General features: G+C 73.5%; 29 protein-coding genes. 15 read left to right on the top strand and 14 right to left on the bottom strand.

Annotation, left to right across the window (positions count from 1 at the left end; genetic code table 11):
- Positions 1 to 13: 13 nt before the first annotated feature.
- From OHA91_RS37815 to OHA91_RS37800, 4 genes are read left to right on the top strand one after another with little or no spacing between them, the layout of a single operon-like run.
- Positions 14 to 1,153, top strand: a complete 1,140-nt coding sequence (locus OHA91_RS37815; RefSeq protein WP_328740916.1) for a leucine-rich repeat domain-containing protein — start codon at positions 14 to 16, stop codon at positions 1,151 to 1,153.
- A complete protein-coding gene (locus OHA91_RS37810) occupies positions 1,150 to 2,841 on the top strand; it encodes an ankyrin repeat domain-containing protein (protein WP_266504530.1) in 1,692 nt (563 codons plus the stop codon). Before OHA91_RS37815 ends, OHA91_RS37810 begins: the two co-directional genes overlap by 4 nt.
- The gene (locus tag OHA91_RS37805) at positions 2,838 to 4,055 is read left to right on the top strand and encodes an AAA family ATPase (protein ID WP_328740915.1); all 1,218 of its coding nucleotides are present in this window, start codon (positions 2,838 to 2,840) and stop codon (positions 4,053 to 4,055) included. Before OHA91_RS37810 ends, OHA91_RS37805 begins: the two co-directional genes overlap by 4 nt.
- A 16-nt stretch (positions 4,056 to 4,071) precedes the next feature.
- Positions 4,072 to 5,274: a vWA domain-containing protein gene (locus OHA91_RS37800; RefSeq protein ID WP_328740914.1), complete on the top strand. Its 1,203-nt coding sequence runs from the start codon at positions 4,072 to 4,074 to the stop codon at positions 5,272 to 5,274.
- Positions 5,275 to 5,281: 7 nt separating this feature from the next.
- Here the strand turns inward: OHA91_RS37800 and OHA91_RS37795 are convergent, their stop codons facing one another.
- The gene (locus tag OHA91_RS37795; protein ID WP_328740913.1) at positions 5,282 to 6,013 is read right to left on the bottom strand and encodes an alpha/beta fold hydrolase; all 732 of its coding nucleotides are present in this window, start codon (positions 6,011 to 6,013) and stop codon (positions 5,282 to 5,284) included.
- A gap of 87 nt (positions 6,014 to 6,100) precedes the next feature.
- On the opposite strand from OHA91_RS37795, the gene OHA91_RS37790 reads away from it, so the two are divergent.
- Positions 6,101 to 6,556: a hypothetical protein gene (locus OHA91_RS37790; RefSeq protein WP_266504538.1), complete on the top strand. Its 456-nt coding sequence runs from the start codon at positions 6,101 to 6,103 to the stop codon at positions 6,554 to 6,556.
- 73 nt (positions 6,557 to 6,629) lie between these two features.
- On the opposite strand, the gene OHA91_RS37785 is transcribed toward OHA91_RS37790, so the two are convergent.
- The gene (locus OHA91_RS37785; RefSeq protein WP_328740912.1) at positions 6,630 to 8,156 is read right to left on the bottom strand and encodes a hypothetical protein; all 1,527 of its coding nucleotides are present in this window, start codon (positions 8,154 to 8,156) and stop codon (positions 6,630 to 6,632) included.
- A 79-nt stretch (positions 8,157 to 8,235) separates the two neighbouring features.
- On the opposite strand from OHA91_RS37785, the gene OHA91_RS37780 reads away from it, so the two are divergent.
- The 5 genes from OHA91_RS37780 to OHA91_RS37760 all read left to right on the top strand — a co-directional run bounded on the left by OHA91_RS37780 (position 8,236) and on the right by OHA91_RS37760 (position 13,070).
- The gene (locus tag OHA91_RS37780) at positions 8,236 to 8,940 is read left to right on the top strand and encodes a VanZ family protein (protein WP_328740911.1); all 705 of its coding nucleotides are present in this window, start codon (positions 8,236 to 8,238) and stop codon (positions 8,938 to 8,940) included.
- 40 nt (positions 8,941 to 8,980) lie between these two features.
- Positions 8,981 to 9,676 carry a response regulator transcription factor gene (locus OHA91_RS37775; RefSeq protein ID WP_031153680.1) on the top strand — a complete coding sequence of 232 codons (696 nt, stop codon included), beginning with the start codon at positions 8,981 to 8,983 and terminating at the stop codon, positions 9,674 to 9,676.
- Positions 9,669 to 10,748, top strand: coding sequence for a sensor histidine kinase (locus OHA91_RS37770; RefSeq protein WP_031153683.1), 1,080 nt, complete (start codon positions 9,669 to 9,671; stop codon positions 10,746 to 10,748). Before OHA91_RS37775 ends, OHA91_RS37770 begins: the two co-directional genes overlap by 8 nt.
- Positions 10,749 to 10,795: 47 nt before the next feature.
- Entirely contained in the window at positions 10,796 to 11,392 is a 597-nt protein-coding gene (locus tag OHA91_RS37765; protein ID WP_266504544.1) for a hypothetical protein, read from the top strand.
- 193 nt (positions 11,393 to 11,585) lie between these two features.
- Positions 11,586 to 13,070, top strand: coding sequence for an eCIS core domain-containing protein (locus OHA91_RS37760; protein ID WP_408059218.1), 1,485 nt, complete (start codon positions 11,586 to 11,588; stop codon positions 13,068 to 13,070).
- Between the two features lie 71 nt (positions 13,071 to 13,141).
- On the opposite strand, the gene OHA91_RS37755 is transcribed toward OHA91_RS37760, so the two are convergent.
- The 6 genes from OHA91_RS37755 to OHA91_RS37725 all read right to left on the bottom strand — a co-directional run bounded on the left by OHA91_RS37755 (position 13,142) and on the right by OHA91_RS37725 (position 17,759).
- On the bottom strand, positions 13,142 to 13,549 hold the full coding sequence (locus OHA91_RS37755) for a PPOX class F420-dependent oxidoreductase (protein ID WP_031153692.1): 408 nt from the start codon (positions 13,547 to 13,549) through the stop codon (positions 13,142 to 13,144).
- A gap of 208 nt (positions 13,550 to 13,757) precedes the next feature.
- Positions 13,758 to 14,243, bottom strand: coding sequence for a zinc ribbon domain-containing protein (locus OHA91_RS37750; RefSeq protein WP_037633021.1), 486 nt, complete (start codon positions 14,241 to 14,243; stop codon positions 13,758 to 13,760).
- A 48-nt stretch (positions 14,244 to 14,291) separates the two neighbouring features.
- Positions 14,292 to 14,813 (bottom strand): ATP-binding protein, encoded by a 522-nt coding sequence (locus OHA91_RS37745; RefSeq protein WP_328740910.1) that lies wholly within the window; start codon positions 14,811 to 14,813, stop codon positions 14,292 to 14,294.
- Positions 14,814 to 14,848: 35 nt separating this feature from the next.
- A complete protein-coding gene (locus OHA91_RS37740; protein WP_328740909.1) occupies positions 14,849 to 15,085 on the bottom strand; it encodes a hypothetical protein in 237 nt (78 codons plus the stop codon).
- Positions 15,086 to 15,240: 155 nt separating this feature from the next.
- Positions 15,241 to 16,398 carry a S41 family peptidase gene (locus OHA91_RS37730; protein ID WP_266504553.1) on the bottom strand — a complete coding sequence of 386 codons (1,158 nt, stop codon included), beginning with the start codon at positions 16,396 to 16,398 and terminating at the stop codon, positions 15,241 to 15,243.
- A gap of 41 nt (positions 16,399 to 16,439) precedes the next feature.
- Complete coding sequence (locus OHA91_RS37725) at positions 16,440 to 17,759, bottom strand: MFS transporter (RefSeq protein WP_266504556.1); 1,320 nt, start codon at positions 17,757 to 17,759, stop codon at positions 16,440 to 16,442.
- Between the two features lie 71 nt (positions 17,760 to 17,830).
- Here OHA91_RS37725 and OHA91_RS37720 point away from each other — a divergent pair, with 71 nt between their 5' ends.
- Positions 17,831 to 18,823, top strand: coding sequence for a GlxA family transcriptional regulator (locus OHA91_RS37720; protein ID WP_031153705.1), 993 nt, complete (start codon positions 17,831 to 17,833; stop codon positions 18,821 to 18,823).
- Between the two features lie 15 nt (positions 18,824 to 18,838).
- Here OHA91_RS37720 and OHA91_RS37715 read toward each other — a convergent pair whose 3' ends face one another.
- Positions 18,839 to 19,270: a GNAT family N-acetyltransferase gene (locus tag OHA91_RS37715; protein ID WP_031153707.1), complete on the bottom strand. Its 432-nt coding sequence runs from the start codon at positions 19,268 to 19,270 to the stop codon at positions 18,839 to 18,841.
- A gap of 92 nt (positions 19,271 to 19,362) precedes the next feature.
- On the opposite strand from OHA91_RS37715, the gene OHA91_RS37710 reads away from it, so the two are divergent.
- Entirely contained in the window at positions 19,363 to 19,848 is a 486-nt protein-coding gene (locus OHA91_RS37710; protein ID WP_031153710.1) for a hypothetical protein, read from the top strand.
- Between the two features lie 22 nt (positions 19,849 to 19,870).
- Here the strand turns inward: OHA91_RS37710 and OHA91_RS37705 are convergent, their stop codons facing one another.
- The 4 genes from OHA91_RS37705 to OHA91_RS37690 all read right to left on the bottom strand — a co-directional run bounded on the left by OHA91_RS37705 (position 19,871) and on the right by OHA91_RS37690 (position 22,365).
- Positions 19,871 to 20,539 (bottom strand): VOC family protein, encoded by a 669-nt coding sequence (locus tag OHA91_RS37705; protein WP_031153712.1) that lies wholly within the window; start codon positions 20,537 to 20,539, stop codon positions 19,871 to 19,873.
- Between the two features lie 86 nt (positions 20,540 to 20,625).
- On the bottom strand, positions 20,626 to 21,006 hold the full coding sequence (locus OHA91_RS37700) for a hypothetical protein (protein WP_031153714.1): 381 nt from the start codon (positions 21,004 to 21,006) through the stop codon (positions 20,626 to 20,628).
- Positions 21,007 to 21,008: 2 nt separating this feature from the next.
- Positions 21,009 to 21,254, bottom strand: a complete 246-nt coding sequence (locus OHA91_RS37695; protein ID WP_031153716.1) for a hypothetical protein — start codon at positions 21,252 to 21,254, stop codon at positions 21,009 to 21,011.
- A gap of 61 nt (positions 21,255 to 21,315) precedes the next feature.
- Complete coding sequence (locus OHA91_RS37690; RefSeq protein ID WP_328740907.1) at positions 21,316 to 22,365, bottom strand: ABC transporter permease; 1,050 nt, start codon at positions 22,363 to 22,365, stop codon at positions 21,316 to 21,318.
- A gap of 108 nt (positions 22,366 to 22,473) precedes the next feature.
- Between OHA91_RS37690 and OHA91_RS37685 the strand changes: the two genes are divergently transcribed.
- Entirely contained in the window at positions 22,474 to 23,106 is a 633-nt protein-coding gene (locus OHA91_RS37685; RefSeq protein WP_031153720.1) for a TetR/AcrR family transcriptional regulator, read from the top strand.
- Between the two features lie 48 nt (positions 23,107 to 23,154).
- On the opposite strand, the gene OHA91_RS37680 is transcribed toward OHA91_RS37685, so the two are convergent.
- Positions 23,155 to 23,628, bottom strand: coding sequence for a GNAT family N-acetyltransferase (locus tag OHA91_RS37680; protein WP_328740906.1), 474 nt, complete (start codon positions 23,626 to 23,628; stop codon positions 23,155 to 23,157).
- On the opposite strand from OHA91_RS37680, the gene OHA91_RS37675 reads away from it, so the two are divergent.
- Positions 23,627 to 23,848 carry a hypothetical protein gene (locus tag OHA91_RS37675; RefSeq protein ID WP_328740905.1) on the top strand — a complete coding sequence of 74 codons (222 nt, stop codon included), beginning with the start codon at positions 23,627 to 23,629 and terminating at the stop codon, positions 23,846 to 23,848. The genes OHA91_RS37680 and OHA91_RS37675 overlap by 2 nt on opposite strands.
- 68 nt (positions 23,849 to 23,916) lie before the next feature.
- Positions 23,917 to 24,972, top strand: a complete 1,056-nt coding sequence (locus tag OHA91_RS37670) for a serine hydrolase domain-containing protein (RefSeq protein WP_266504574.1) — start codon at positions 23,917 to 23,919, stop codon at positions 24,970 to 24,972.
- The last annotated feature ends 49 nt before the right edge of the window (positions 24,973 to 25,021 follow it).

The raw sequence follows: 25,021 nt of genomic DNA, 5'->3' as shown, positions 1-25,021 counted from the left end.
CGGTGGAGTGGTGATGACACAGCCGACACCCGTACGGTGCCCCGCGATCGAGCACCCCGACCTGCCGCCGGCCGACCCGGCCGGCCTCGACCCGCTGCTCGCCCGGCTCGCCGCGGACCGGCCCGTCGAGACCGACGAGACCTTCCCGCTCGGCACCCTGCGCGCCGACGGCCGCGTCGACCTCTGCAAGCAGGGTCTCGGCCCGGCCGGAACGGCCCGGCTGCTGCCGGCCGCGGCCGCCTCCGCGCACGCCACCCACCTGCTCCTCGGCACCAACGCCATCGGCGACGCGGGCGCCCTCACCCTGGCCGAGGCCCTCGCCGCCGACGGCCACGGGCTGCACACCCTCTACCTCGGCTGCAACCGGATCGGCCCCGACGGCGTGGGCTCCCTCGCCGGCGCGCTCACCGACGACACCACCGTGCGCGCCCTCTGGCTCAAGCGGAACCCGCTCCACGAGGACGGCGCCCGCATCCTGGCCGCGCTACTGGGCCGCAACACCGCCCTGCGCACCCTCGACCTGGTCAACACCGGGATCGGCGCCGACGGCGTACGCCTCGTGCTCGACGCGCTGCTGGAGCGCGAACAGCCCCTGGAGCGGCTCTCCCTCGGCGGCAACGGGCTCGGCCCCGACGCCGCCCCGCTGCTGGCCGCCCTGATCCGGGATGCCGGCGTACGCGAGCTGTACGTCCCCGCCAACCACCTCGGCGACGAGGGCGTCGCGGCCCTCGCCGCCGCCGCGGCCGATTCCGCGCACCCGGTCCGCCTCGGGCTCGGCGGCAACGGGATCGGCGCCGCCGGAGCGTGCGCGCTGGCCGCCTCCCTCGGCGGCATCGAAGCGCTCGACCTGGGCCGGACCCTGTCCGAGCGCAGCCTCGGGGCTCCCGGCAACCACCCGGGCGACGAAGGGGCGTACGCCCTGGCCGCCGCCCTCCCCGGCAGCCCCCTGCGCCGGCTGGAACTGCGCCACACCGGCCTGACCGGGCGGGGTGCGAAGCGCCTGCTCGCGGCGGTGCGCGACGACAGCCCGCTGGAGTACGTGGGCCTCGGCCCCGGACTCCCCCGCCGCGTGAAGCGCTCCTTCACCGAACGGCTCCGCCCCGCCCGGGCCGCCCATCCCGACGTGCGGGCCATCGGCAGCGTGTACCGGTGAGCCCGGCGAACGCAGTACTCACCGGCGGCTTCACGGCGGAGGACGCCCCGGCCTGGCAGCGGATCCGCCGCTACGCCGTACCCGGCTGGATGATCGAGCAGGCCACCGCGCACCGGCTGGCCGGTGACTGGCGGGCGGCCTGCGCGACCGCCGCCGTGGACGTCGGCTTCGAACTGCCCGACGTGGAGGCCCGCTACGGCGCCGCCGTGGCCGAGGCCGTGGCGGAGGACCTGCGGTACCTCGCCCCGGACCTGCTGCGCTGGCACCTGCCCCGGCTCCTGGGCGGCCGCACCACCATCGCCCCCGACCTGCGGATCGTGCTCGCCACCTACGGCGGCCCCGGCGGGCCGGCCCTGTCGGTCACCACGCCCCTCCTGACCGAGGGCTCGCAGCGGCTGCGCCTGCAGTGCGCGCCCGTCGCCGCCGAGTGGAACAAGTACACGGGGCGCGGTTTCGTCCCGGAGGACTGGACCTCGATCAGGCCGTTCTGGGACGCCCGCCGCGCATCCGGGCTGGGAACGCGCTTCGCCGAACCGGAGGGCCTCGCCGAGCGGATCGCCCGGCTGCGGGCCACAGGGGACACGGTCGGTGCCTTCGAGGCCGCGGGCGTCACCTGCGACCTGACCGTCCCCACGCCGCAGTCGTACCAGCGTCCGGCGGACCCGGAGGCCCTCCTCGCGCAGCTGCCCGTCGACCTCACCCGGCTCGCGGCGGAGACGGTTCGGCTCGTGGCGGCCGGGGCGGGCGACCGGTACCGGATCCCGGTGAACTGGCGCTGCTCCCTCCTGCTGGAACCCGCCGGTCCCGGCGCGCTCCGGGCCCGCGTCATCGAAGTGGCCGAGGCAGCCGCCGTCCCGCTCCTGCCCCGGTACGCCTGGCAGCGGCTCCCCGATCTGGAACTGGTACGGACCGGTCGGATCTCCCCGCGCGAGCTGCACCCGCTGGTGGCCGCCGCCCTGTTCCCCGAAGCCGGCCCGGCGGTCGGCCCGCCCGGCCCCGACGCGGGTGCACCGGTACGGGTGCGCTGTCGCGGCGGGTGGCACGAGGTGCGCTCGCGCGGCGGAGTACTGGATGTCCCGCACACCCCGGAGGAGCAGCAACGGGAGCGTGCGATGCGGGCGTTCGGCGGCACGGTCTCGGGCTGCTTCGCCGTCCAGCAGAGCTGGACCACGGGCGGGGGGCGGCTGCCGCGCGGCCTCCGGGCCCAGCGGCACGAGCTCTTCCTGCGCGTCCAGCACGGCGACACCCCCGGCGTGATGGCACTTCTGGACGCCGGCGTGGACCCCCGGATCCGCGACGCCCGCCGACGGGGACTGCTGCACGGGCTCCACCTGCTCGACCACGAGGTCCTGCTGCCGCGGCTGCTGGCGGCCGGACTCGACCTGGAGGCCCGGGACAAGGCGGAGCGCACCCCTCTGCTGTCGGCGGTGCACTGGGGCGGTTCGGCGGAGCTGGTGAGGGCCCTGCTGGCGGCCGGTGCGCGGATCGACGTCATCGACGAGATGGAACTGTCGCTGTCCCAGGAGATCCGCCGCTACAAGCGCACCGACCTCACCTTCCTCCGGAACCGCGTCGACGAGGAGTTCCCCGACATCGGCGCCGACTGGTTCGACGAGCACATGGAGTACCGGGAGGAAGAGGAAGGCGAAGAGGACCACGACGAGGCCGAAGAGGACGACGACGCATGAGTGCGCAGACGAATGCGAAGGCCAAGCAGGTGCGGCCCGCCCGGGCCCTGGCCGCCGCCGACGCCCTGGGCGCCCGGCTGAGCGCCACCCGCACCGAGCCCGCCACCAACCCCCAGCTGGAAGCACTGGCACTGGCCGTGACGGCCAATCAGCCCGTCCTCCTGTGGGGTGAGCCGGGCATCGGCAAGTCCGCCGGCATGGAGCAGCTCGCCACCGCGCTCGGCGTACCGCTGGAGACCGTCATCGCCAGTGTCCACGAACCCTCCGACTTCGCCGGTCTGCCCATCGTCGGCGACGACCCCGCCGCCACCGGCGTCCCCATGGCGCCGCCGGACTGGGCGGTGCGCCTCGCCCGCACCGGGCACGGGCTGCTGTTCTTCGACGAGCTGTCCTCCGCCCCGCCGGCCGTGCAGGCGGCGCTGCTGCGCGTGGTCCTGGAGCGCCGGGTCGGCAGCCTCGAACTCCCGGCGGCGGTACGGATCGTCGCCGCGGCCAATCCGCCCGCCAGCGCCGCGGACGGCTGGCACCTCAGCCCGCCGCTCGCCAACCGCTTCGTCCACCTCGACTGGACGCACAACCCGCGCACCGTCGCCCGCGGCATGGCCGGCACCTGGCCCGAGGTGGCGATCCCCACCGTCGATCCCGGCAGGGCTTCCGGGGCGGTGGCCCGCGCCCGCGGCGCCGTGTCCGGCTTCCTCACCGCCCGGCCGGGCCTGGTCCACCACATGCCGGCCGAGGCCGCCGGGCGGGGCCGCGGCTGGCCCTCGCCCCGTACCTGGGAGATGGCCCTGCGGCTGCTGGCCACGGGGTACGCGGCCTCCACCGGCCGGGAGGCACTGGCCGCCGCGCTCACCGGCGCCGTCGGCGAGGCCGCCGGGATCGAACTGCTCTCGTACCTCGAACACCTCGACCTGCCCGACCCGGACCGGGTACTGGCCGACCCGGACGCCTTCGCCCTGCCCGAGCGCGGCGACCGGCAGCTGGCCTTCCTCATCGCCGTGGTCGCAGCCGTGCAGAGCGAGCTCACCCGCCCCCGTTGGGAGGCGGCCTGGGCGGTCCTCGCCAAGGCCGTGGACGCGGGCGTGCCCGACGTCGCCGCCCGCGCCGCCGTCGACCTCGCCGCCATGCGCGACGTCGACTGGCCGGTGCCCGCCGGCATCGACGCCTTCGTGGAACTGCTCCAGCTGTCCGGCGCGCTGCCGGGCGGCGGCTGAACCCGGGCCGTCCGCCGTGAGCCTGGAGGCGGCCCCGGACCTGGACCGTGCCAAGCTGCTGGCCGCCCGCTACAAGGCGGCCGAAGCCCGTCCGTACCTCGCCTCCGCGCTGTACGCCCTGACCGTGGTCCCCTCGGCCGGGGTGCGCACCATGGGCGTCGACCGGCACTGGCGCTGCTACGTCTCCCCCGCATTCGTCGAGGCGACCGAAGTCGTCGAACTGGCCGGGGTGTGGATCCACGAGGTGGCGCACCTGCTGCGCGACCACCACGGCCGGGCCGAGCGGCTGCCCGCCGCCGACCAGCGCGACCACGTCCGGGTCAACATCGCCCAGGACTGCGAGATCAACGACGACCTGCTCGCCGACGGCCTGGCGCTGCCCGAGGGCCGGATGGAGCCTCGGCTCTACGGCCTGCCCACGGGCGGCCTGTTCGAGACGTACCTGCCGGGGATTCCCCCGACGCCCCACGGGCCGGACTGCGGTTCCGGCGCCCACGGCACCTCCGTGCCCTGGGAGCTCGGCGAGGGCGGCGGCCCCGCCCGGGTCGGCCCGGTGGAGGCGGAGGCGCTGCGCCGACAGACCGCCGAGGCCGTGCGGGCACACCAGCGCGCCCGGGGCCGGATCCCCGCGGGCTGGGCCCGCTGGGCCGAGGAACTCCTGGAACCCACCGTCGACTGGCGCCAGGCCCTGGCGGGAGCGGTCCGCGAGGCCGCCGCCTGGGCGGCCGGCGCGGTGGACTACACGTACCGCCGCCCCTCGCGCCGGACCCCGGCGCTCGGCGGCCGGGTGGTGCTGCCCAGCCTGCGCAGGCCGCTGCCGCGGGTGGCCGTCGTCGTCGACACCTCGGGGTCGATGGGCCCGGACGACCTCGCGGCCGCGCTCGCCGAACTCACCGGTGTCCTGCGGGAGGTGGGCGTCGGCGGCAACCGGGTCGCCGTCCTCGCGTGCGACGCGGACGTGCACGCCGTGACGCGGGTGCGCAGTGCCGGGGAGGTGACCCTCGCCGGCGGCGGAGGCACGGACATGCGGGTCGGCATCAGCGCGGCGCTGGCCCTGCCCGACCGGCCGAACATGGTGGTCGTGCTGACCGACGGGTACACGCCGTGGCCGGACGAGACGCCGTCCTGCCGCCTGATCGCCGCGCTGATCGGAGAGGACCCGCCCGCTCCCCCGTCCTGGGTGGAGAGCGTACGCGTCGCCGGTCCCGGCCCGGCGTAGCCCGCGGTCAGCCGCGCACCGGCAGTTGCAGGGCGAAGCGGCGGACGGCGTCGGTGAACGCCTCGGGATCGTCGAAGTTGGCGAGGTGCCTTGCCCGTGGGATCAGTTCGACGCGGGCGTGCGGGTGCGCGCGGGCGAATTCCCTCTCGCCGGAACGGAAGACGGTGTCCTTCTCGCCGTTCAGGATGAGCACGGGGGCGTCCACGTGACGCATCGCGGACGCCTCGAAGCGGCCCAGCACCTCGCCCCAGGCGGCCGGCAGGGTGTGGAAGGCGTAGCCGGCGCGGATGGTCGCCCCCACCACCTCGGGAGGGTAGAGCCGGCGCAGCAGCCGGTCGTTCCACCGGGTCAGCCGGGCCGCCGGTACGCGCGGGACGAGCCCGGCGACCCACCGGTACGGGATCGCCCACGCACCGGTCGTGGAGACGCTGGCCCCCGCGAGGACCAGCCCCCGCAGCAGTTCCGGGCGGCGCCGCGCGAACTCCAGCGCCGCGTATCCGCCGAGGGAGTGCCCGACGACCAGGGCGGGTCCGCGGTCGAGGGAGTCCACCGCGGCCGCGATGACCTCCGAGGCCGCGCCGAGGCTCCAGGGCTGGGCACAGCGGGACCCGTGGCCCGGCAGGTCCACGGCGGCCGCCGGGAAGTCCTGCTGGAGTGCGGCGAGTTGCGGGCTCCACTGCCCCGCGCTGAACCGCGTCCCGTGCACGAAGACGATGGGTGGTGCGTCCGCAGCCGTCATGGGTCCCCCTGATCCACGATCTCCTCCTAACCAACCGTACCGGCGGGGCAGTTCACGTCCGGGCCGGGTCTTGGCATGATCGGGATCATGACGCATCACCCCCGCCTGCCGACCACCGAGTCGGCCGTCGCCGCGATAAGAGCCGTCGCGGCCCAGTACCAACGGGCCATGGCCGTCACCGAGGACATCGGCGCCGACCGGACGTCGCGGAGGAGCTCCGCGCCACTGTTCTCCGTCGCCGATCCCGACGGGTCGCTGCCCCATGAGGCGTTCGTGGAACTGGGCGGCAGCCCGGCGGTGGGCATTCGGCTCTTCCCCGAAGACGACGCGGAGATCACGGTGGACGGGGTGGAGTTCCAGGACCTCCCACGCGACTGCGTCCCGCCGTTCCTGACGGCCGTCTACAGCGGACTGGCCTTCGTCAAAGGCAGGTTCTTCCCACCGGGCTACCACCTCTGCGTCCCCCTTCCCGGCGACGAGACCTACAAGGAACGCGTCCCCGGCGTCTCCCTCACGCCCTGGCTCTCCGGACGGGTCCGCTAGCACGACCTGCCCGAGCCCGCGCCGTTCGTGACCGGGCGGAGAGGTGGCGCGGGCGGATCCTGTCCGAGCCCCGTCAGCGCGGCAGGTCCGCCAGGTCCAGCAGGGCGTGCAGGCGGGCGGCCGGCAGGTCCGGGTTGGCCGCGGCGCCCTCGGCCGTCGCCGGGTCGTGGAGGAGCGCCTCCACGGCGTCCCCGGTGAAGAGCGGGTTGGCCGCGGCGGCCCGGCGGACGCGGTCGTCCCGGTCGGTGAGCAGTCCCACGGGAGCCCGCCCGAGCGTCGGATCGGCGGCAGCCAGTGCCCGTACCTCAGGGTCCTCGTGGTCGAGCAGGTGGGAGAGGCCGGTCCGCGGCAGCCTGGACTGCATGAGCAGGTGGGGGCGTTGCCGGGGGCGGGCGACGAAGGCCGCGAGGACGGTCTCGGCGGGAGCCAGCGGATGCCACGAGGCCAGCCTGTGGCGGACCTCCTCGTGCGGGTCCTCCGCCAGCCGTGCCACCAGATCGGCGGGCAGCGTGGGACATCTCGCGGCGGCCAGCCGCAGCATCACCTCCTCGGACTCGGCGCAGGCCCGGTACCAGTCCGCGTCCGGCTCGGTGTACGGCTCCGGGATCGGGCAGACGCAGTCCCAGTCGCGGGGGTCCTCCTTCATCTCGTGATCGACGGCCCGGCATTGCGCTGTGGTGCGGGGCAGCGGCTGCACCCTGGCGCGGGTGCGCACCCGCTCGTGGGGATCCTCGGCGAGCTCGGCCCACACGGCCGGATCGAGGTCGGCCCGGGCGGCGACGCACTCGCGCACCGCGGGGTCGGCGTCGCGGGCGAGCCGGGCGACGGCGTGCGGGGGCGTGTAGGGATTGAACGCGATGGACGTGCGGAATTCCGGGTCGGCCAGGGCCGCCTCGAGAACGGCATCCGACAGCGCGTAGTTGTTGAGGACCATCCACCGGTAGTGGCCAGGGGCGGGGAAGACCGCCCCCTTGCCTGCCGGGTCCGCCGCGCTGACCCGGTATTCGGCGGATGCCCGGACGTCGGGATCGGGATCGTTCAGCAATGCTTCCTGTTCCTCGGCGGTGAGCCGGCTCCACACGTCCGTTGCGAGGCCCCGCACAGTGGGGTGCTCGTGCCCGCGCATCCTGTACCGGAAGGAGGCGGTCACCTGCCTGGAGAACATGAGTTCCTGCAGGATCTCGTTGACCGTGAGCAGCTCGGGTTCGCCGCTGTCCTCGGCGGTCAGCAAGGTAAGGAGGACGCCGTCCGGCAGTGGTCGCTGCTGACGAGGGCGCGGGCGGGGTCCCCCGGCGACGGCCGCGCGGACCATGACGTGGGGGTCCGCGGCCAGACGGCCGCGGTGGGCGGGCGCGGCATGCGCGTTGCGGGCCAAAAACCGGCGGACCTTGGCCTCCGGGTGCGCGACCACCGCGTCCACGACCTCGTCGGGCAGGCCGCGCTCCTCGCAGAGGAGCTGCCGGGCCGCTCCGGCCGCCGGGTCCAGCAGTCGCAGCAGGACCTCGGCAGGGGCTCCCGGGTTGGCCGCGACGCCGCGCAGCCACAGGTCCGTCAGGGCAGAAGCAGGGCAAGGAGAGGAAGCAGAAGGCGAAATGGGCATCCGGACATCATCGCGCGTATCGCGGGTGTATCGAAAACCCCATACGCCACCGCAACGGCCGTGCGTTTCCAATGGGGGCATGAACCACGACGCATCCCTGCCGCCACCGCCCCGCCGTACGGGCGGGATCCTGCTCCTCGGCCTGGCGGTCGTCGGCTTGGCGGGTGTTGCCTTCATCCTGCGGAAGCCCCTCATGATGTCCGCGCCGACGTGCATGGCCGGGCGGTGGCACGGCTGCTACGACACGTTCAACGGTGTGGTGCTCATGACGCTGGTCACGCTGCCGTTGGCGGTGCTGGTGGCGTGGGTCCTGGCGCGCCGTCGCCGTGCCGCGGGCGTCCCGTCGGCGTGGCGGCTGTCGCTGGCCGAGGTGGGCATGGTGCACGGGACGGTGCCGTGGGTGTGGATGATCCTGATGCCGGGCGCCGGGGCCGGTGTCGTTCCGGGCCGGGTGAGCCTCGTACCGTTGCGGGATCTGGTCACGATGGGGCCGCTCGGGATCGTGGGCAACCTGCTGGTCTTCGCGTCGCTGGGGCTCTTCGCCCCGATGCGGTTCGCGGCACTGGCGTCCGTGCCGCGGGTCCTGGCGCTCGGGGCGGGCTGTTCGGCCCTGGTGGAGAGCGCACAGTACGTGCTTTGGCTGGACCGGGTGTCGTCGGTGGACGACGTACTGGTCAACGCCGCCGGTGCCGCGCTGGCCGCGGCGGCGTCGCGCCGCTGGTGGCGCACGGCGGAACGGGCGCCGTCGGACGGGCCGCGACCCGCACTGGCGTCGGCGGGCTGAGCATACGTCGGCGACAGGGTGCGCCGCTTAGGCTTCCGACATGCGCGTTTTGATCGTGGAGGACGAGCCCTACCTGGCCGAGGCGGTCCGTGACGGTCTGCGGCTGGAGGCGATCGCCGCCGACATCGCCGGCGACGGTGACACCGCCCTCGAACTGCTCAGCGTCAACTCCTACGACCTCGCGGTCCTCGACCGCGACATCCCCGGCCCCTCCGGTGACGAGGTCGCCCGTCGCATCGTCGCCTCCGGCAGCGGTATCCCGATCCTCATGCTGACCGCTGCCGACCGGATCGACGACAAGGCTTCCGGGTTCGGGCTGGGCGCCGACGACTACCTGACGAAACCGTTCGAGCTGCGGGAGCTGGTCCTGCGGCTGCGGGCGCTCGACCGCAGGCGCGCGTACGCCCGGCCCCCGGTCCGCGAGATCGCGGGCCTGCGGGTCGATCCCTTCCGGCGGGAGGTGTTCCGCGACGGGCGCTACGTCGCACTCACCCGCAAGCAGTTCGCCGTGCTGGAAGTCCTCGTGGCCGCCGAGGGCGGGGTCGTCAGCGCGGAGGAGCTGCTGGAACGGGCCTGGGACGAGAACGTCGACCCGCTCACCAACGCGGTGCGCATCACCGTGTCCGCGCTGCGCAAGCGGCTCGGCGAACCGTGGATCATCGCGACGGTGCCCGGAGTCGGCTACCGCATCGATACCGGTACGGGCCCTGCGGTCCCCGGCAGCGCGCATGCGTAGGCGTCCGGGGCTCAGCGCCCGGCTGAAGCTCGCCCTCAGCTATGCCGGGTTCCTCTTCGTGGCCGGAGCCCTGCTGCTGGCCGTGGTGTGGTGGTTCCTGCTGCGCTACGTACCCGACAACTCGCAGGGCCTTCTCGGGATCTCGCCCAACCGCTACCTCCTCGTGCGCACCTTCGCCCCCGCAGCGGCCGTGGCGATGGCCTTCCTGCTCGTGTTCGGCCTCCTGGGCGGATGGGTCCTCGCCGGCCGGATGCTCAGACCCCTCACGCTGATCACGGATGCGGCGCGTACGGCCGGGCGGGGCTCGCTGTCCCACCGGATCCACATGGAGGGCCGCCAGGACGAGTTCCGTGAACTCTCCGACGCGTTCGACTCGATGCTCGACCGGTTGGAGTCCCACGTCGCCGAGCAGCAGCGGTTCGCCGCGAACGCCTCCCACGAACTGCGCACCCCACTAGCGATCTCGCGGACGCTCCTGGACGTCGCCCGCAAGGACCCCGGGCAGGACCGCGGCGAGCTGATCGAGCGCCTGTACGCCGTGAACACGCGGGCGATCGACCTCACCGAGGCGCTCCTGCTGCTCTCCCGCGGCGACCGCGGGAACTTCACCCGCGAGAGCGTCGACCTCTCCCTGGTCGCCGAAGAGGCCGCCGAGACGCTGCTCCCCCTCGCGGAGGAGCGCCGGACCACCCTCGACGTGACCGGCGGCGCGGCCCGGACCAGCGGCTCCGCGGAGCTGCTGCTGCGGATGGTGACGAACCTCGTCCAGAACGCCGTCGTCCACAACCTCTCCGCCGGCGGGACCGTGACCGTCCACACGCAGGCGTACGGCGGCACGATCGTGCTGCGCGTCGAGAACACGGGCCGTGTGCTCCCCGCGGACCTGGTGCCGACCCTCACCGAGCCCTTCCGGCGCGGAACGGAACGCGTACGCACCGACGAGCACGCCGGCGTCGGCCTCGGTCTGGCCATCGTCCACAGCATCGTCCGCGCCCACGACGGCACCCTCGACCTCGCCCCGCGCCCCGCCGGCGGCCTCGTCGCCACGGTCCGGCTCCCCGCCGCGCCCTAGCCCCTGCCGATCACGCCGGGCTCGCGGGGTCTGCCTATGCTGCCGCCATGGGTTTGTCTCTCACGCTGTTCATCGCGGACTGGAAGCACCTGGGCTCCCTCCCCGTCGAGGACCGGATCCGGGCCCTGGACGAGGAGTACCAGAAGGGCGAGATGGCCGGCGGCGGCAGGGACTGGCCCCCGGCTCATGGGGCCGCGTGGTGCGCCGAGTACGACTTCCGCAGCACCACCGGCGCCTTCAGCCCGCACGCCCGCGCGGGAGATGCATGGGACGACATGCGGCCTCTCGTCGACGCGTCCGTACGTGAGGCGATGGATGCCTTTCTCGCCGGTCTGATCTGGGACGCGGATCCCGCCGACGATCCTGCGCTGAACGGCGGCGGAGGGTTCTTCCCGCCGCCCGCCGATCGTTGGCACTCGTCGGTGCTCGTCGTGTGCCCGCCCGGGGCGCTGCGCGGCAAGGTGCGCGCCTGGACGGGTGTGGGGTCCCGTCTCGAGGAGCTTCGTGAGGCGTTCGCCGCGGAGTGTGCGGGCTGGGCCGGCCGCCCGGACACCTTCGAGGACTTCACCGCGCTGCTGCGCGAATGGGGCGATGTGACCACGGAGGCCGCCCGCCGCGGTTGGGGCCTGGTGGGTCTGCCTTAACGGGCACGCCGGTTGCACGTCTCGATGTACGTCCGGGCAGAGAGTCGACGCCAGGCGCCGATCACGGCCTTCACGTCGGCAAGCTGGCTGATAATGCTTCAGAACCCCTGGTCACGAGGGGTGACCGCCCCTTGGGGGTGTGGCCTGGCAGCCGCGCGAAGCGGCTTCCCCGACGTACCGAAAAGGCGATCGCGTGAGTCCCAAGCACCCCCGCCCGACGCAGAAGACCGACGACCAGTTGCTGCAGACCGGCCGCCGTACCGCGGCACCGCAGCAGGAAGCCGCGGCGCCCGTGGGGCTGATGGGGCTCCAGGCGAGTGCGGGCAACGCCGCGGTCGTACAGATGCTCCGGCGGGCCGGTCACGGGCGGGACCAGGAGCAGCACCAGCACACGGACGGGTGCGGACACCAGCAGTCCGAGCAGCACGCTGTGCAGCGGTCCGCCGTTCACGACGTCCTGCGCGCCCCCGGACGCCCCATGGACGCCGCCACCCGCAGCGACATGGAAGCCCGCCTCGGTGCGGACTTCTCCGACGTCCGCATCCATGACAACGGCGCCGCCAAGGCCTCCGCCGCCGAGGTGGGGGCCCGCGCCTACACCTCCGGCAGCCATGTCGTCATCGGCGCCGGCGGCAGCGACAAGCACACCCTCGCCCACGAACTCACCCACGTCATCCAGCAGCGCCAGGGACCGGTCGCGGGTACCGACAACGGATCGGGGCTGAAGGTCTCCGACCCGTCGGACCGGTTCGAGCGGGAGGCGGAGGCGAACGCCAGCCGGGTCATGGCACCCGGCCACCAGGCCGCCACCGCGGACGTGCAGCGCCAGGCGGCACCGTCGGCCGCGTCCGGTTCCCATCACGCCGTGCAGCGTGTCGCGAACCCGCAGGACCTGTTGACGGTCGAGCACTGGGAGGACAAGGCAGGAGTGGGCGGGTCCAGCAGCTCGGCAGCCAAGGCCAAGTCCGCACAGATCGCCGCTTCCAAGAAGAGCATGAAGGGCTTCAAAGCCAGCAAGCCTCCGCGCAGGATCGATGAAATCATCACGACCATCGGCCCCCGGCTCCTGGCCGATCTGGCGCGAATGCCGGAGGACTCCGGGCGGATGGAGCTGTACCGCTCCATGAGTTTCGACGAGGCTCACAGCGCCCTCACCTACTGGGGCGACGCAGCCGCACGGACCGAGATGACGGAGTACATAGCGGGCGGAGCGGGCACGGCGAAGGAGTTCAGGCAGAACGGGTACTCCGGCATGACGATCGGGGCCCACCTCGGGGACCAGGGCCAGGCCGATGCGTACCACGCCTTCCAGGGTGATTCCTACGCGGTCCAGCTGAAGTTCACCCTGAAACCCGGCGCCCACGAACTCCTTTTCAACCAGGACCACATGGCACTCGGACCGGGCTACAAGAACGACCTGATCCGCAAGGCGAACGGCGGCGGCTACCAGAACGCGAACGCGAACGAGGGCACGCTGGGTGGGTACATCGGCGTGAAGGCCGAGGACAACGAACCGTACAGTCTGGGCATCGCACAGGGTGCCAACGGCAAGAACGGCCGTGAGCTCGGCGCGAGTCAGCTGCTCTTCCAGCTGTTCGTCGAGAACGTCGAACTCGTCAAGAACAGGTCCGGGCAGGAACTGCCCGGCGCGGCCGCCCAGCAGGAAATGGCAGCTTAGTCACAGCTCGCCGTGGATGCCCGGGGCGGGCCGGCTCGGTCCGACTCCGGGCATCCACGGGTCCCGGCGGACTAGATCGAGCCGACGACCTTGCGGGGAACGACCCGGACCACGACGCGCGGGGCGTCGTCGACGGAGGCGGGGTTGAAGTCCCGGTAGTCCTTGCCCGTGTACTTGCGCGAGAGCTCGTTGATCAGCTCCTGCCCGCCCTCCGTGGTCAGCTCGGCGGTACCCCGCACCTCGGCGTAGGTGTACGGCGCGTCCGGCGGGTTGATCATCACGGTGATGCGCGGGTCACGGCGCAGGTTCTGTTCCTTCCTGCGGCCCTCCGTCGTGGAGATGAGCAGGTCGTCGCCGTCGCGCATGAGCCAGGTCACGGACAGTTGCGGGCTGCCGTCGGGCTGGATGGTCGCCACCGTCGCGAACATGGGGGAATCGTCGATGACCCGCTTCAGATCATCGGAGAGTGCAGCAGACACGGGCGCAAGCCTTTCCGGAAGGGCGTCCCGTGCCCACGGCACGGAACCCGACAACGTCTGACCCTGGGTCACCATAGTCCCGTGACAGCGCGACTCAGCGTGACGGCACGGCTTCCGGTGTCGGATCACCGGCACGCCGGAGCTCCCGGGGCCCGGCCGGTCCGTCCGCGAAGGCCCCGGGGCGCGGAGGCCGGCCCCTGACAGGCGCCTACCGGCCCTCGGGGCGGTCCGTCAGCGCCGTGCCGCAGCCGCTGCAGTAGCGGGCGTCCGCCTCGATCGCGTGCCGGTGGCACCGGCCGCACACCAGGTGCAGCGCGCACGGCTCGGGCGCGACGGCAGGGGTGGTCCGTCCGATGCTCATCCCGCGGCGCCTGTGGTGCACGGTCAGCACGAGCAGCCCCTCGGGGCCGGCCAGCAGTGCCCGGGACGTGCCGCGCGGCAGCAGTCCGATGAATCCGGGAGCCAGCCGGGACGTGGTGCCGTCCGAGGTGAGGGTGCCGCCGCCCCCGACGACGACCAGCATCACGTCGACCTCGTCCTCGACGTACGCCGCCCCGCCGGTCCCGGGCAGGTGGCGCACCAGGTTGGCGTCCAACTGCCGGTCGGCACCCTCCAGGCGCCACAGCGCGCCGCTCTCCCCTTGCGCCACCGCCGCGACCAGCCCCGCGACCGTTACGAACTCCGCCTCCCGCACAGCCTGTATTTCCTTCACACCCGAGCCGAACTGCACCGCACCACACCATCATGATCTCTCACCCGTCGCCCCGGCGGCGAACCCGCCGAGAGGCCGGAGTTCGGCTTCGGCTTCGGCCTGCTCCCCGAGGCGGCGGCCGGGGAGCCGGAGGTGCAGCCGGTAGCCGCCGGTCGGGGTGGGGCCGTGGGAGAGGCTGCCGTCCAGGTGTTCGGCTCGTTCCCCCAGGCCGAGCAGGCCGTGCCGGGCACTGGGCAGCCCCAGGGCGGGTTGCCGGGCGGGGGTGTTGATGCCCGTCGCCTCGAGGACGGTCCCGGGGGCGGCGGACCTCGACGACGACGGTCGAACCGGGCGCGTGCAGGCGGTCGAGCAGGGCGAGGGGCGCGGGGTGCAGGGCGAGTTCCGCGTCGGGGTCGCCCGGGGCGCGCAGCACGGCGACCATGTGGCGCAGTCCGTCCAGGGGGCGGCGCTCGCCCGGGCGCGGAGCTCGCGCTGGTGCTCCTGCGCCGCCCGCAGTTCGGCCATGCTCCGGGCGAGCTCGCGACGGGTCAGCACGAGCCGGCCGCAGAGCACCGCCACTCCTGCGGCGGTGAGCGGGTAGCCGACGGCTACGGCGGACTCGGGCGCGTTGGCCGGCTCGTACCCGTCGATTCCGGCAGGTTGCCGCAGATCGCGTACGCCAGTGCGCTGCCGGCCAGGACCCGGCGGGCGCGGCGCTGTTCGGCCAGGCAGAACAGGGCGATCAGGGCGGCGACGGCGCCGGGGGCGACTGCCGCCCACTCGCCCGTCCCGGTGTACGCCCACGCATCGGCGAGGACGGCGGCCACCAGCACCGCGTCCGTCACCGCCCGGCCCCGCAGGACCGCCGGGCGTCACGGGTGCACTGCGTCGAACAGGCCGGCGCGCTGGGCCCACAGGGCGGCCCGGACGCGGTTGCCGACGTCCAGTTTGGCCAGTACGGCGCTCACGTGGTCGTTCGGCGTTGCTCGCCGCCCGTCGGTCACTGGCGGCAGGCGGGCCGGGACTCCAGCCACTTCCGAGCGGCGTCGATGACCGGGTCACCGGTGCCTCGGACCATGTCGCTGTCGGTGAAGGCCACGCGGACGTCGGGGGCGATGGGGGTGTTGACGTACCTGCGCCCGGTCCGGTCCATGTCGGCCGCTTCGGTGAGGAGGAGGAGCGCGCCGTCGTTGAGCGGGTAGGCCGTGTTTCCCGTCGCCAGCCCGGCCGTGGGCAGTCCGAAGCTCCGGCTCTCCGGCCGGCCGCGGAAGGCGATCAGGGCGGCCTCGCCGGCGCTCGCCGTTTCGGGTCCCGTGAGGATCGCGACCGGCGGCGCGGGCCGTTTCAGAACGTAGGCGTTGTGCGTCACGTAGTCTTCGATGCCGTTCTCGCCCGTTTCGATGCTCGGGGGGAGGTCCTTGGGGATGACCTCGCCGCCGATGGACAGCTGCCCTTTGTTCAGCGCCCATGCGCCCTTGTTGCCGTCTGCGTCCACGAAGGCGCCGAGGTGCCCGTCGCCCAGCAACGGCGCCAGGACGTCGAGTTTGGGCCAGACGGCTCCTCCACCGTCCGCCCGCAGGTCGACGATCCATCCGCAGGGCCGGGAGGCGTCGAGCGTGCGGACCAGCCGGGCGCCGGCCCGGGCGTAGCCCGGGATCTTGTCGGTGGTCGGGAGCGACACGTAGCCGATCTCCTGTCCGACGATGCGGCCGCTGGGTACCGGCGGCGGTGCGCCGAGGCCGGGTACCTCCACCTCGGGGGACGGTCTGAACTCTCCGGCCTGTTCCGGCCTCATGAAGGCGGTGTGCGGGTTGTCGAGGGCTTTGACGGCGAGGTCGATCGCGTCGTAGGTGTCGGCGGTGGTCTTGGCCCCGGCGGCCTTGGCGAACGCCTGGCGCCGCACTTCGGGCCAGTCGACCTCGTTCTTGTCCAGCGACTTGTCCTGGAGCAGGTCCAGGACGTGGGTCAGGTACAGCTCGGCGGCTGCGGACATGTCATCGGTGGGCTGCGGTGACGGGGCGAGGGGCGCCGCTTCGGCTGTCCGGTCGCCGACGCGCGCGGCGGCCGGTGTACTGCCGCCCGTGGCCGTCACGAGCCCTGCTGCCAGCGCCACCGAGACGGACAGCAGTGCCCAACGCTTTCGCCTGCCCGTGGTCACGAGGTCCTCCTCGTCGAGAGCAGAGACCGCCTCTTTCATCGTCACGCTCGTGGGGGCGGCCCGGCAACCGGAGGGTGCACCGTGGCAACGGCCCGGTGCAGGGTGCGGATCGCCGGGATCGCGAAGAGCGTGGCGCAGCCCAGCAGGCAGGCGCCCGCCGACACCCACAGCAGCCGGTCCGGGGAGGCCAGTGCGGTGGCCGGTCCCGCCAGCATCTGGCCGAGTGCGATCCCGGACACCGAGCCCGCCTGTTCGTACGCGGTGACCCGGTTGAGGACCGCGGACGGGGTGTGGGTCTGCACGCTGGTCGCCCACATCACCGACCAGAACGCGATGGCCGCGCCGCCGAGGGCGTGGCCCGCGAGCAGCACCGGCAGGCCGGCACCCAGCGCGATGCAGAGGGGCAGGGCGGTGTACAGCGCCATCGCCACCGTACCGGCGGCCAGTGGCCGGACCGGGCGCAGCCGCAACGCCAGCAGTCCGCCGAGTACCGTCCCGGCGCCGAGGAAGGAGACCGCCAGGCCGTACGCGTCCGGGCCGAGGCGGACGCCGACCAGCGCCGAGCCGAGCGGGACGAGCGGGCCGAAGACCAGGACGCCGTAGCCCATCCAGATCAGGATCACCGCCCACATCCAGGTGCGGGCGCGGAACTCCCGCCATCCCTGGTGCAGTTCGCGGCGGAGCGAACGGCCCGTGCGGGTGCGGGAGTCGGCGGCGGCCGGGGTGTGCGAGGGCGTGGCCGCGGGGTCGAACCGGATGAGCGCCAGGCACAGGGCGCTGAGCAGGAAGGTGCCGGCATCGATCGCGTAGACGGTTCCGGCGCTGGTCAGGGTGATCAGCAGGCCCGCCAGGGCCGGGCCGAGCAGGTGGGCGAGCGCGTCGGCCACCTTGAGCGTGGCGTTGGCCCGCTGCGGCTCGCGGGCGACGAGAGGGACCATCCCGTTCACGCCCGGCAGGAACATCGCGACGGCCGCACCGGCCAGCGCCGCCATGGTCACCAGCAGCCAGAACGGCGGCTTCCCGGTGAAGAAGGCGGCGGCCAGCACCCCTTGGGTGAGCACGCGGACGAGGTCCGCCCCGATCATCATCCGGCGTGCGCCGAACCGGTCGGCGAACACACCGCCGAAGAGCGCCAGGAGGACGAACGTCCCGGTCCAGACGCCGAGGACGAGGCCGACACCTGAAATCCCGTACAGCGCACCGACAGCGAGGGCGACGGCCACCGGCATCATCGCGTCGCCGAGGAGCGAGACCGCGCGGGCGGTGAAGTAGAGCGTGAACCGTCGGTCCCACAAGGGGAGCTGGACGGCCTGCGGGTCGGCCGGGGCGGGGCGGCCGTGCGGTGTCTGTGTCGTGGTCACGCACCGATATTGGACTGGACCATTCGGTGGGCCCCAGTGTCCTGACCGACATGATGGGGTACTTTCCCGCCATGACGCCGCGTCCGCCGCCGAAATCCCCTGCGCCGCACCGGGTCGTGGCCCTGCTGCAGCCCCCGCAGTCCGCGTTCCCCCTGGCCTGCGCGAGCGAGGTGTTCGGCGACCACGGCCCGGCGGTCCCCGCCCGCTACGCGTTCGAGGTCTGTACCGAGCTTCCCGGTCCGGTGCGGACCGAGGCCGGCTACGACATGCTGGTCACGACCGGCCTGGACGCGTTGGAGCGCGCCGACACCGTCCTGGTCCCCGGCCGGCGGCAGCCGGCCTGCACGGAGGTGCCGTCGGCGGTGGTCTCGGCGGTCCGCCGGGCGCATGCGCGCGGCGCGCGGGTCGTCGGCCTCTGCTCGGGCGCCTTCGTGCTCGCCGCCGCGGGACTGCTGGACGGCCGGCGGGCAGCCACCCACTGGGCCCAGGCCGCCGAACTGTCCGCCCGGTTCCCGCGGGTCCGCGTCGACCCCGCCGTGCTCTACGTCGACCACGGCGACGTCGCCACCAGCGCCGGGTCCGCAGCCGGTGTGGACCTCTGCCTGCACCTGGTGAGGGTCGATCAGGGCGCCGCGTACGCGATGCGGATCGCCCGTCAGATGGTGATGCCGCCGCACCGCGAGGGCTGCCAGCTGCAGTACGCCGAGCTGCCCGCCTCCGGCCCGGTCACCGATTCGCTGGCACCGCTGCTGGAGTGGCTGGACGGGCGGCTGGACCGACCCGTCAGCGTCGCCGAGATGGCGGCCCGCTCGCAGGTATCGGCCCGCACGCTGACCCGGCGCTTCACCGAGCAGCTGGGCATCAGTCCCGGACGGTGGCTGCTGGACCGGCGGATCGCCGCCACCCGGGCGCTGTTGGAGGAGACCGACCTGCCCGTGGAGACCATCGCGCGGCGGGTCGGTCTCTCCTCTGCCGTCAACCTGCGACGGCGCTTCCACGAGGCCCTGCGCACGACGCCGGCCGCGTACCGGCGCACGTTCCGTGCGGACAGGGCCGTCGGGTAGCCGGGGCCGGGCGGCTCACTGCCGGCCCAGCGCCATCCACCGCTCGGGCGCCTCCAGCGGGGCGAAGCCGATCTTGGCGTAGATCTCGTGCGCGTCCGCGGTGGCCAGCAGGATGCGGCGCAGGTTGTACGGGGCGAGGTGGTCGCGCACCGCGGTCACGAGCGCGGTTCCGATTCCCTTGCCGCGCACCTGCGGGGAGATGTACACGTCGCAGAGCCAGGCGAAGTCGGCCTTGTCGGTCACGACGCGGGCATAGCCGACCTGCTGACCGGAGGCCCGCTCGTAGACGCCGAAGTTCAGGGAACCGGCGATGGCCCGGTCCTGCTTCTCCCGGGACCGGTCACGGGCCCAGTAAGCGTCCTGCGACAGCCATCGGTGGACCAGGGCGGCATCGATCCTGGCGGAGTCGGCGGATATCTCGTATTCAGCGGGAAGATCAGTGGTCATGGCTGCATCCAAGCAGTCCGGCCGCTCCCCCACCGCTGATTTTCGTCCCGCGAAATGATCACCTCACGGGGCTGCGTGCGAGGATCCACACCATGGATCATGAGATCGCCTGGACGCACGGAACGGCGGGTGAGCCCTCCGCAGGCCCCGAGGACGTACTGCGCCTGCTGCGGGATGCCGTCCGCCCGGAACCGGGCGGACGCGTCGAGATCCTGGTCGCCGAGTGCGAGACGTGCGGTCCCGGGGAAGAGTTCGAGGTCGCCAAGGGCGAGTGCTTCTGCGTGGGTTGCTGCATTCCGCTCGGCATCACCGACGGGTACGCGCACCCCGCCGCCGACTACCCGTGGCGACTGGAGGCCTCCGAGGTCCCGCTGCCGCCCGCCTCGCCGGGCCCGGGCTTCGAACCGCCGGACCTGCCCCGCTGCCCCGCGGGACACGACGTGTTCCACGTGGCGGTCGCCCTGGCCTTCGCCGCGGACGGGGCGCTGCGGGGCGTCTCGGTCGGCCTGCGGTGCCCCGAGGACGGGGCGCTGTGCCTGTACGTCGACAACGCGCGCGTGGTGCCGTGCGCGGCCTGACCCGGCCCCGCCCGGCCGGGAGTCAGGACTGCGCCGGGGCGGGCGGCTCGGGGGCCTCCCAGGCGAACCCGTCCGGGTCGGTGAAGGCGTCGGGAGTGCCGCCGAGGACGATGCGGTGCGAGCCCGTGCCGTCGGCGGGGACGCCGAGGTCCTTGGCCAGGGCGCGGCGCTTGTACAGCGCCAGCTTGACGGGGCCGGACTCGCCGGCTGCGAACTCGGCGTACTTGCCGCCGAAGCTCTTGGCCACGGTCAGGCCGCGCCCGACGTAGAACTGCCGGGTGGCCTTGACGTCCTCGACGCCGATCAGCAGGACGACCTCGTCGATCTCGCGGGTGGCGGGACCGGTGTCCTTCCTCGCCGAGGTGGCGATCTTCCAGATCGTCCCGTCGGGGGCCTGGACGACGCCGCCGTAGCCCCACAGGGACTTCGCGGCGGGCTTCAGCACCGCGGCGCCGGCGTCCACCGCGGCCGCGACGAAGCCGTCGACGGTGGCGGGGCCGGACACGGTGAGCCCCAGGGTGAATCCGCGGAATCCGGTGGAGTGCGCGTCGGAGGCCCGCAGGCGTACGTACGCCTCGACGCCGAAGGCGCCGTAGAAGCGGCGGGCGGCCTCCAGGTCGGCCACTTCGAGGGTGACGGACGCGAGGGAGGCGGGGGACGTGTGGGCCGCGGTGTGCGTGGTGGTTGTCATGTCCCTCACGCTAGGCGGCGCACGGCGGCCGTGGCTTCTCCATTCCTGACCGGTCTCGGGCAACCCCGCGGCCGGCACGTCCCCGGTCAGGAATCCGGGCGCATCGCGCGCAGCCGGTCGGCAACGTCGTACACGTTCAGCCGCAGGCCGCGGATGTCGGTGATCAGGTCCCGCCACGGCTCGAAGGCCGTGTCCACGTCCTTGCCCGAGGCCCTGATGTAGGCCACGGCGACGCCGTAGCCGAAGTACTCGTTCCTGGCGGGCAGCGGGCGCAGCAGCACGATCTGCTCCAGCAGTGCCGCTGCCCGCCAGTACGCGTCGGGTGGGTCGGTCGCCAGCGCGGGCGTGTTCACGCGGTGCCGTGCGACGGCGGCGACCAGGCCCGAGTAGTCGAGCACGCCGAGGTCCTGGCCGAGGAGTTCTTCCTGCCGGTCCAGGAGCCACCGGATGTCGATGTGCAGCTCCAAGATCAGGCCGCCCGGTCCGCGCGGGCGGACGGCGGCAGCCCGCCGAACTCACGGTCGAACGCCTCCGCGATGCCCGGCCGGCCGACGACCTCGCGGAACACGGCCGTCGCCCTCCCCAGTGCGAGCTGGTTCTCCTCCTCGATGGCCAGCTCCGCCAGATAGGCGCGGACGCTCATGCCCCGGGCGGCGGCCACCGCGGCGAACCGGTCCCGGGTCGCCGAGTCGATCTTCACAGTCGTGTCTGCCATGACCCGAGTATGCACCCGTGAATACCTTCATGAATACGGTACGGGGATACCGGGTCCGGCGTCACGACCGGGGAGCGGGGGCCGGAGCCGAATCCACCGGCGCCGGGGCCGAGGGCGCCGGGAGGGACGAGGCAGCCGGGGCGCCCGGGGCGGAACGGCGACCGGCGAACACGATGGCGGTCACGCCCAGCACGGCCCACACGGACAGGACCAGCGCGGGCCCGGCCGCGGCGGCGCCGTCGAAGAAGGCGACCGAGCGGAGCAGGGAGCTGCCCGCGCCGGGCGGCAGCCACTGACCGATGAGCCCGGCGGGCTCGGGCAGCAGCTGCGGCGCCCCCGCGGCGCCGGAGAACGGATTGCCGAGCAGGACGATCAGCAGGACGCCGAGGCCGATGCCCGCCTTGCCGAGAAGGGCGTGGAGCCCCGCGACGCCGCCGGCGATGGCCGCGACGGTCAGGGCGAGGACCCCCGCCTCGGCCCACCAGTTGCCGGTGAGGACGCCCAGCCAGCTGTGCGCGAGCGCGGCTCCGGTCAGGCCGACGAGGGTCGCTGCGCCGAGTACGGCGGTGGCGGCGCGGCCGCCGCGCAGTCCGCTGAGGGAGACGAGGGCTCCGGCCGCGACCCCGGCGAGGGCGAGGGGCAGGACGCTGGCGCCGAAGCCGGTGCCGCGGGCGTCGGCGGCGGGCGCCGGCACCACGTCGGTGACGGGCACGGCCTGCGCCCCGGCCGGCGCCCGGGAGGTGAGGGCCTGCGTCAGCAGCTGCGCAACCGCGGGGCTCGCGGCGGACGCGGTCAGCAGGTGCGGCCCCTGCGGGGTGGCGACGACCGCGCCGTAGACCTCGCGGTTCTCCAGGGCGGTGCGGGCGGCGGCCTCGTCGGCGTACCGGTGGATCTCGAAGGCCCCCTCGTGGGAGGCGAGCCGCTGCTCCAGCGGTGCGGCCGCGGCAGCGGGTCCGGCGACGCCGACGGGCAGGTCGCGGGGGGCCATCCGGGTGGCGGGCCAGGCGAAGGCCCAGAGGGCCACCGCGGCAAGGAGCGGGACCATCACCATCACGGCCAGGACGCGGCGCGAGGCCGGGACCGCGTGGCGGGAGGTGGGTGTCACTGGCATGGCGGGGACTCGATTCAAAGAGAAGGATCGTTCGTTTTACGTCCTGGGCCCACTGTGCGCCGACCGCCCCTCCTTGTCAAGAATGAATGTTCGTTTTAGCGTGGGGGCATGGCACGTGTATCCCAGGCGCACCTCGACGCCCGCCGCCGGCAGATCCTCGACGGCGCAACCCGCTGCTTCACGCGCAACGGCTTCCACGCCACGTCCATGCAGGACGTGCTGAAGGAGGCGGACCTGTCCGCCGGCGCCGTCTACCGCTACTTCCGCAGCAAGGAGGAACTGATCGCCGCGATCGCCGAGGAGACGTTCGTGCTGATCCGCGGCGCGTTCGAGGCGGCGGCGGAACAGGACCCGCCGCCCGGCCCGGACCTCCTGATCTCCGAGGTCCTCGGCACGATCCTGGACGTGCGGGCCGAAGAGCCCGGAGCCGGCCCCCGGGACTTCCCCCGCCTGATGCTCCAGGTCTGGACCGAGACCCTGCGCAACGAGGACCTCGCCGCCCTGCTGCGCCGCGGGTACGAGGAGATCAGCGGGGCGTGGGTGGGGCTCGTGGAGAGCTACCGGAAGGCGGGCATGCTTCCCTCCGACGTCCCCGCGGAACACATCGCGCGGACCCTCATCGCGGCGGCCCAGGGGTACATCACCCAGCAGGCGCTGTTCGGCGGGATCGATCCCGGGATGCTCCGTGACGGACTGCGCGGCCTGATGTCCATGGGCGACGGCGCCCCGGCGCACCGTTGACCCCGGCGGGAGCGGCTCCCGCCGGAGCCGACGGCGGCCGCAGGTCCGTCAGGTGCCGAGCGGAAGCTCCAGCAGTTCCTCCGGGGGCAGGAATCCGAGGCGCTGGTAGAGCGGGGCGCTGCGCTCCGACGGCCAGACGATCAGACCGTCGAGGCCGGCGCCGCGTGCATGCTCCCGGAGCGCCGCGAGGAGGGCCGAGCCGACCCCCTTGTTCCGGTACGCCGGCATGACGAAGAAGTTCGTGACGTAGCCGACCGCGTTGTTGTCCTCGTAGGGCTCCGGCATCCGCTCCACCAGGCAGAGGAACACGTGACCGCGGATTCCACCCCCGCCCTCCGCGACCCAGGCCAGCCAACGGCCGTCGCCGAGCCGGTCGCGGATCCACCGCTCGGCCTCTGCCACGTCCCGGGCGGGGGTCGGCGCTCGCCCTCCGAAGTCCTCCTGCTTGAACGTCCAGCGCAGCTCGGCCAAGGCACGGGCATCGGCCGGCCGGGCCGGACGCACGACAGGGTCTGTGGTCATGGGGGCGAGCTTCACGCCTGCGACAGGGCGGTGCAAGCCGGTTTCCGCTCCCGTCACCACCCGCGGCCGTCCCGAGCACGTCATCGGGATCCTGACGGACGCGTACGGCCTCACCTTGCGCGAACAGCAGGTCGCCCAACTGGTCACCTGCGGGGTGTCCGACACCGACAGCGACCGCACCATGGGACGGCACGGCTGGTTCCGTACTGCTCAGGTCTGAGTAGCGGCCGCCGGAAATCATCATCCCGGCGCACCGGCCGAAGGATCGGCGCCGCGATGATGTTCGTCATGGCACAAGAACTCGGAACCCTCGCCCAGCAGACCGCGGACCGGCTGGCCGAGAAGCACGTCGGCGTGGTGGTGGCCGCGGTGGCGGAAGACGTCGTGGAGATCCGGGGCGCCGGGAGCACCGGCGCGGACGACGGCCGCACCCCCGGGCCCGACACCCTGTTCGAGATCGGTTCGGTGACGAAGCCGTTCACGGCCCTGGCCCTGGCACGGCTGGCGTCCACCGGCCGGGCGGGGCTGGACGAGCCGCTCGCCGATCTGCTGCCCGCCGGGACGTCCGTACCGTCGCGCGACGGCCGGCAGATCTCCCTGCAGCACCTGGCCACCCACACCTCCGGCCTGCCGCGACTGCCCCGGGGCATGCTGCTCCCGGCCCTGCTTCACCCGTCCAAGCCGGATCCGTACGCCGACTGCACGGCCGACGCCCTGCTGGCCGGACTAGCCAGGACGCGCCTCGGGGCCGTGCCGGGCAAGCGCTTCCGCTACTCCAATCTCGGAGCCGGACTGCTGGGGCTTGCCCTCGCGCGCCGGGCCGGTACGGACTACGAGTCGCTCATCACCCTGGAGATCTGCGCCCCGTTGGGCATGACGGACACCGTCGTGACGTTGGGCGGGGCCCGTTCGCGACGCAGCGCGCAGGGCCACGCGCGGCGCGGGCGGCCCGTCTCACCGTGGCACCTCGCCGATCTGGCGGGCGCCGGCGCCCTGCGGTCGACCGCGACCGACCTGGTGGCCTTCGTACGGGCCCAGTTGGACGGCGGCCCCGAAGAGCTCGCCGAGGCGATCCGCCTGAGCCGCTCGGTGGAGCACCGCACGAGCCCCTTCGCCCGGGTGCACCTCGGGTGGATGGCGCACCGCCTCCACCCCCGGCAGGGCGCCCACCTCCAGATCTGGCACAACGGCGGGACGGGGGGCTTCTCCTCCTTCGTGGGCTTCGACCCGGAGAAGCGGCTCGCCGTCATCGCCCTCGGCAACACCAGCGGCCGCCCGGTGGACCGCCCCGCCTTCGACCTCCTGCGCACGCTGCAGCAGGAGCGTGCGTCCGAGCCGAACTGACCCGGCGCGAATCCGGCAGCCCGGGCGGGACAGCCCCGGTCGAACCGGC

Origin of the sequence: Streptomyces erythrochromogenes (assembly GCF_036170895.1) — a bacterium.
Taxonomy (GTDB): Bacteria; Actinomycetota; Actinomycetes; order Streptomycetales; family Streptomycetaceae; genus Streptomyces; species Streptomyces erythrochromogenes.
Note: the sequence above shows the minus strand (reverse complement) of the source record. Positions and strands in the feature narration are given on the sequence as shown.

Excerpts from the sequence above, each read along its gene's own strand:
- OHA91_RS37815 (WP_328740916.1), top strand. The coding sequence starts at position 14 with ATGACACAGCCGACACCCGTACGGTGCCCCGCGATCGAGCACCCCGAC.
- OHA91_RS37805 (WP_328740915.1), top strand. The coding sequence starts at position 2,838 with ATGAGTGCGCAGACGAATGCGAAGGCCAAGCAGGTGCGGCCCGCCCGG.
- OHA91_RS37795 (WP_328740913.1), bottom strand. The coding sequence starts at position 6,013 with ATGACGGCTGCGGACGCACCACCCATCGTCTTCGTGCACGGGACGCGG.
- OHA91_RS37790 (WP_266504538.1), top strand. The coding sequence starts at position 6,101 with ATGACGCATCACCCCCGCCTGCCGACCACCGAGTCGGCCGTCGCCGCG.
- OHA91_RS37785 (WP_328740912.1), bottom strand. The coding sequence starts at position 8,156 with ATGCCCATTTCGCCTTCTGCTTCCTCTCCTTGCCCTGCTTCTGCCCTG.
- OHA91_RS37780 (WP_328740911.1), top strand. The coding sequence starts at position 8,236 with ATGAACCACGACGCATCCCTGCCGCCACCGCCCCGCCGTACGGGCGGG.
- OHA91_RS37775 (WP_031153680.1), top strand. The coding sequence starts at position 8,981 with ATGCGCGTTTTGATCGTGGAGGACGAGCCCTACCTGGCCGAGGCGGTC.
- OHA91_RS37770 (WP_031153683.1), top strand. The coding sequence starts at position 9,669 with ATGCGTAGGCGTCCGGGGCTCAGCGCCCGGCTGAAGCTCGCCCTCAGC.
- OHA91_RS37765 (WP_266504544.1), top strand. The coding sequence starts at position 10,796 with ATGGGTTTGTCTCTCACGCTGTTCATCGCGGACTGGAAGCACCTGGGC.
- OHA91_RS37720 (WP_031153705.1), top strand. The coding sequence starts at position 17,831 with ATGACGCCGCGTCCGCCGCCGAAATCCCCTGCGCCGCACCGGGTCGTG.
- OHA91_RS37715 (WP_031153707.1), bottom strand. The coding sequence starts at position 19,270 with ATGACCACTGATCTTCCCGCTGAATACGAGATATCCGCCGACTCCGCC.
- OHA91_RS37710 (WP_031153710.1), top strand. The coding sequence starts at position 19,363 with ATGGATCATGAGATCGCCTGGACGCACGGAACGGCGGGTGAGCCCTCC.
- OHA91_RS37705 (WP_031153712.1), bottom strand. The coding sequence starts at position 20,539 with ATGACAACCACCACGCACACCGCGGCCCACACGTCCCCCGCCTCCCTC.
- OHA91_RS37695 (WP_031153716.1), bottom strand. The coding sequence starts at position 21,254 with ATGGCAGACACGACTGTGAAGATCGACTCGGCGACCCGGGACCGGTTC.
- OHA91_RS37690 (WP_328740907.1), bottom strand. The coding sequence starts at position 22,365 with ATGCCAGTGACACCCACCTCCCGCCACGCGGTCCCGGCCTCGCGCCGC.
- OHA91_RS37685 (WP_031153720.1), top strand. The coding sequence starts at position 22,474 with ATGGCACGTGTATCCCAGGCGCACCTCGACGCCCGCCGCCGGCAGATC.
- OHA91_RS37675 (WP_328740905.1), top strand. The coding sequence starts at position 23,627 with ATGGGGGCGAGCTTCACGCCTGCGACAGGGCGGTGCAAGCCGGTTTCC.
- OHA91_RS37680 (WP_328740906.1), bottom strand. The coding sequence starts at position 23,628 with ATGACCACAGACCCTGTCGTGCGTCCGGCCCGGCCGGCCGATGCCCGT.
- OHA91_RS37670 (WP_266504574.1), top strand. The coding sequence starts at position 23,917 with ATGGCACAAGAACTCGGAACCCTCGCCCAGCAGACCGCGGACCGGCTG.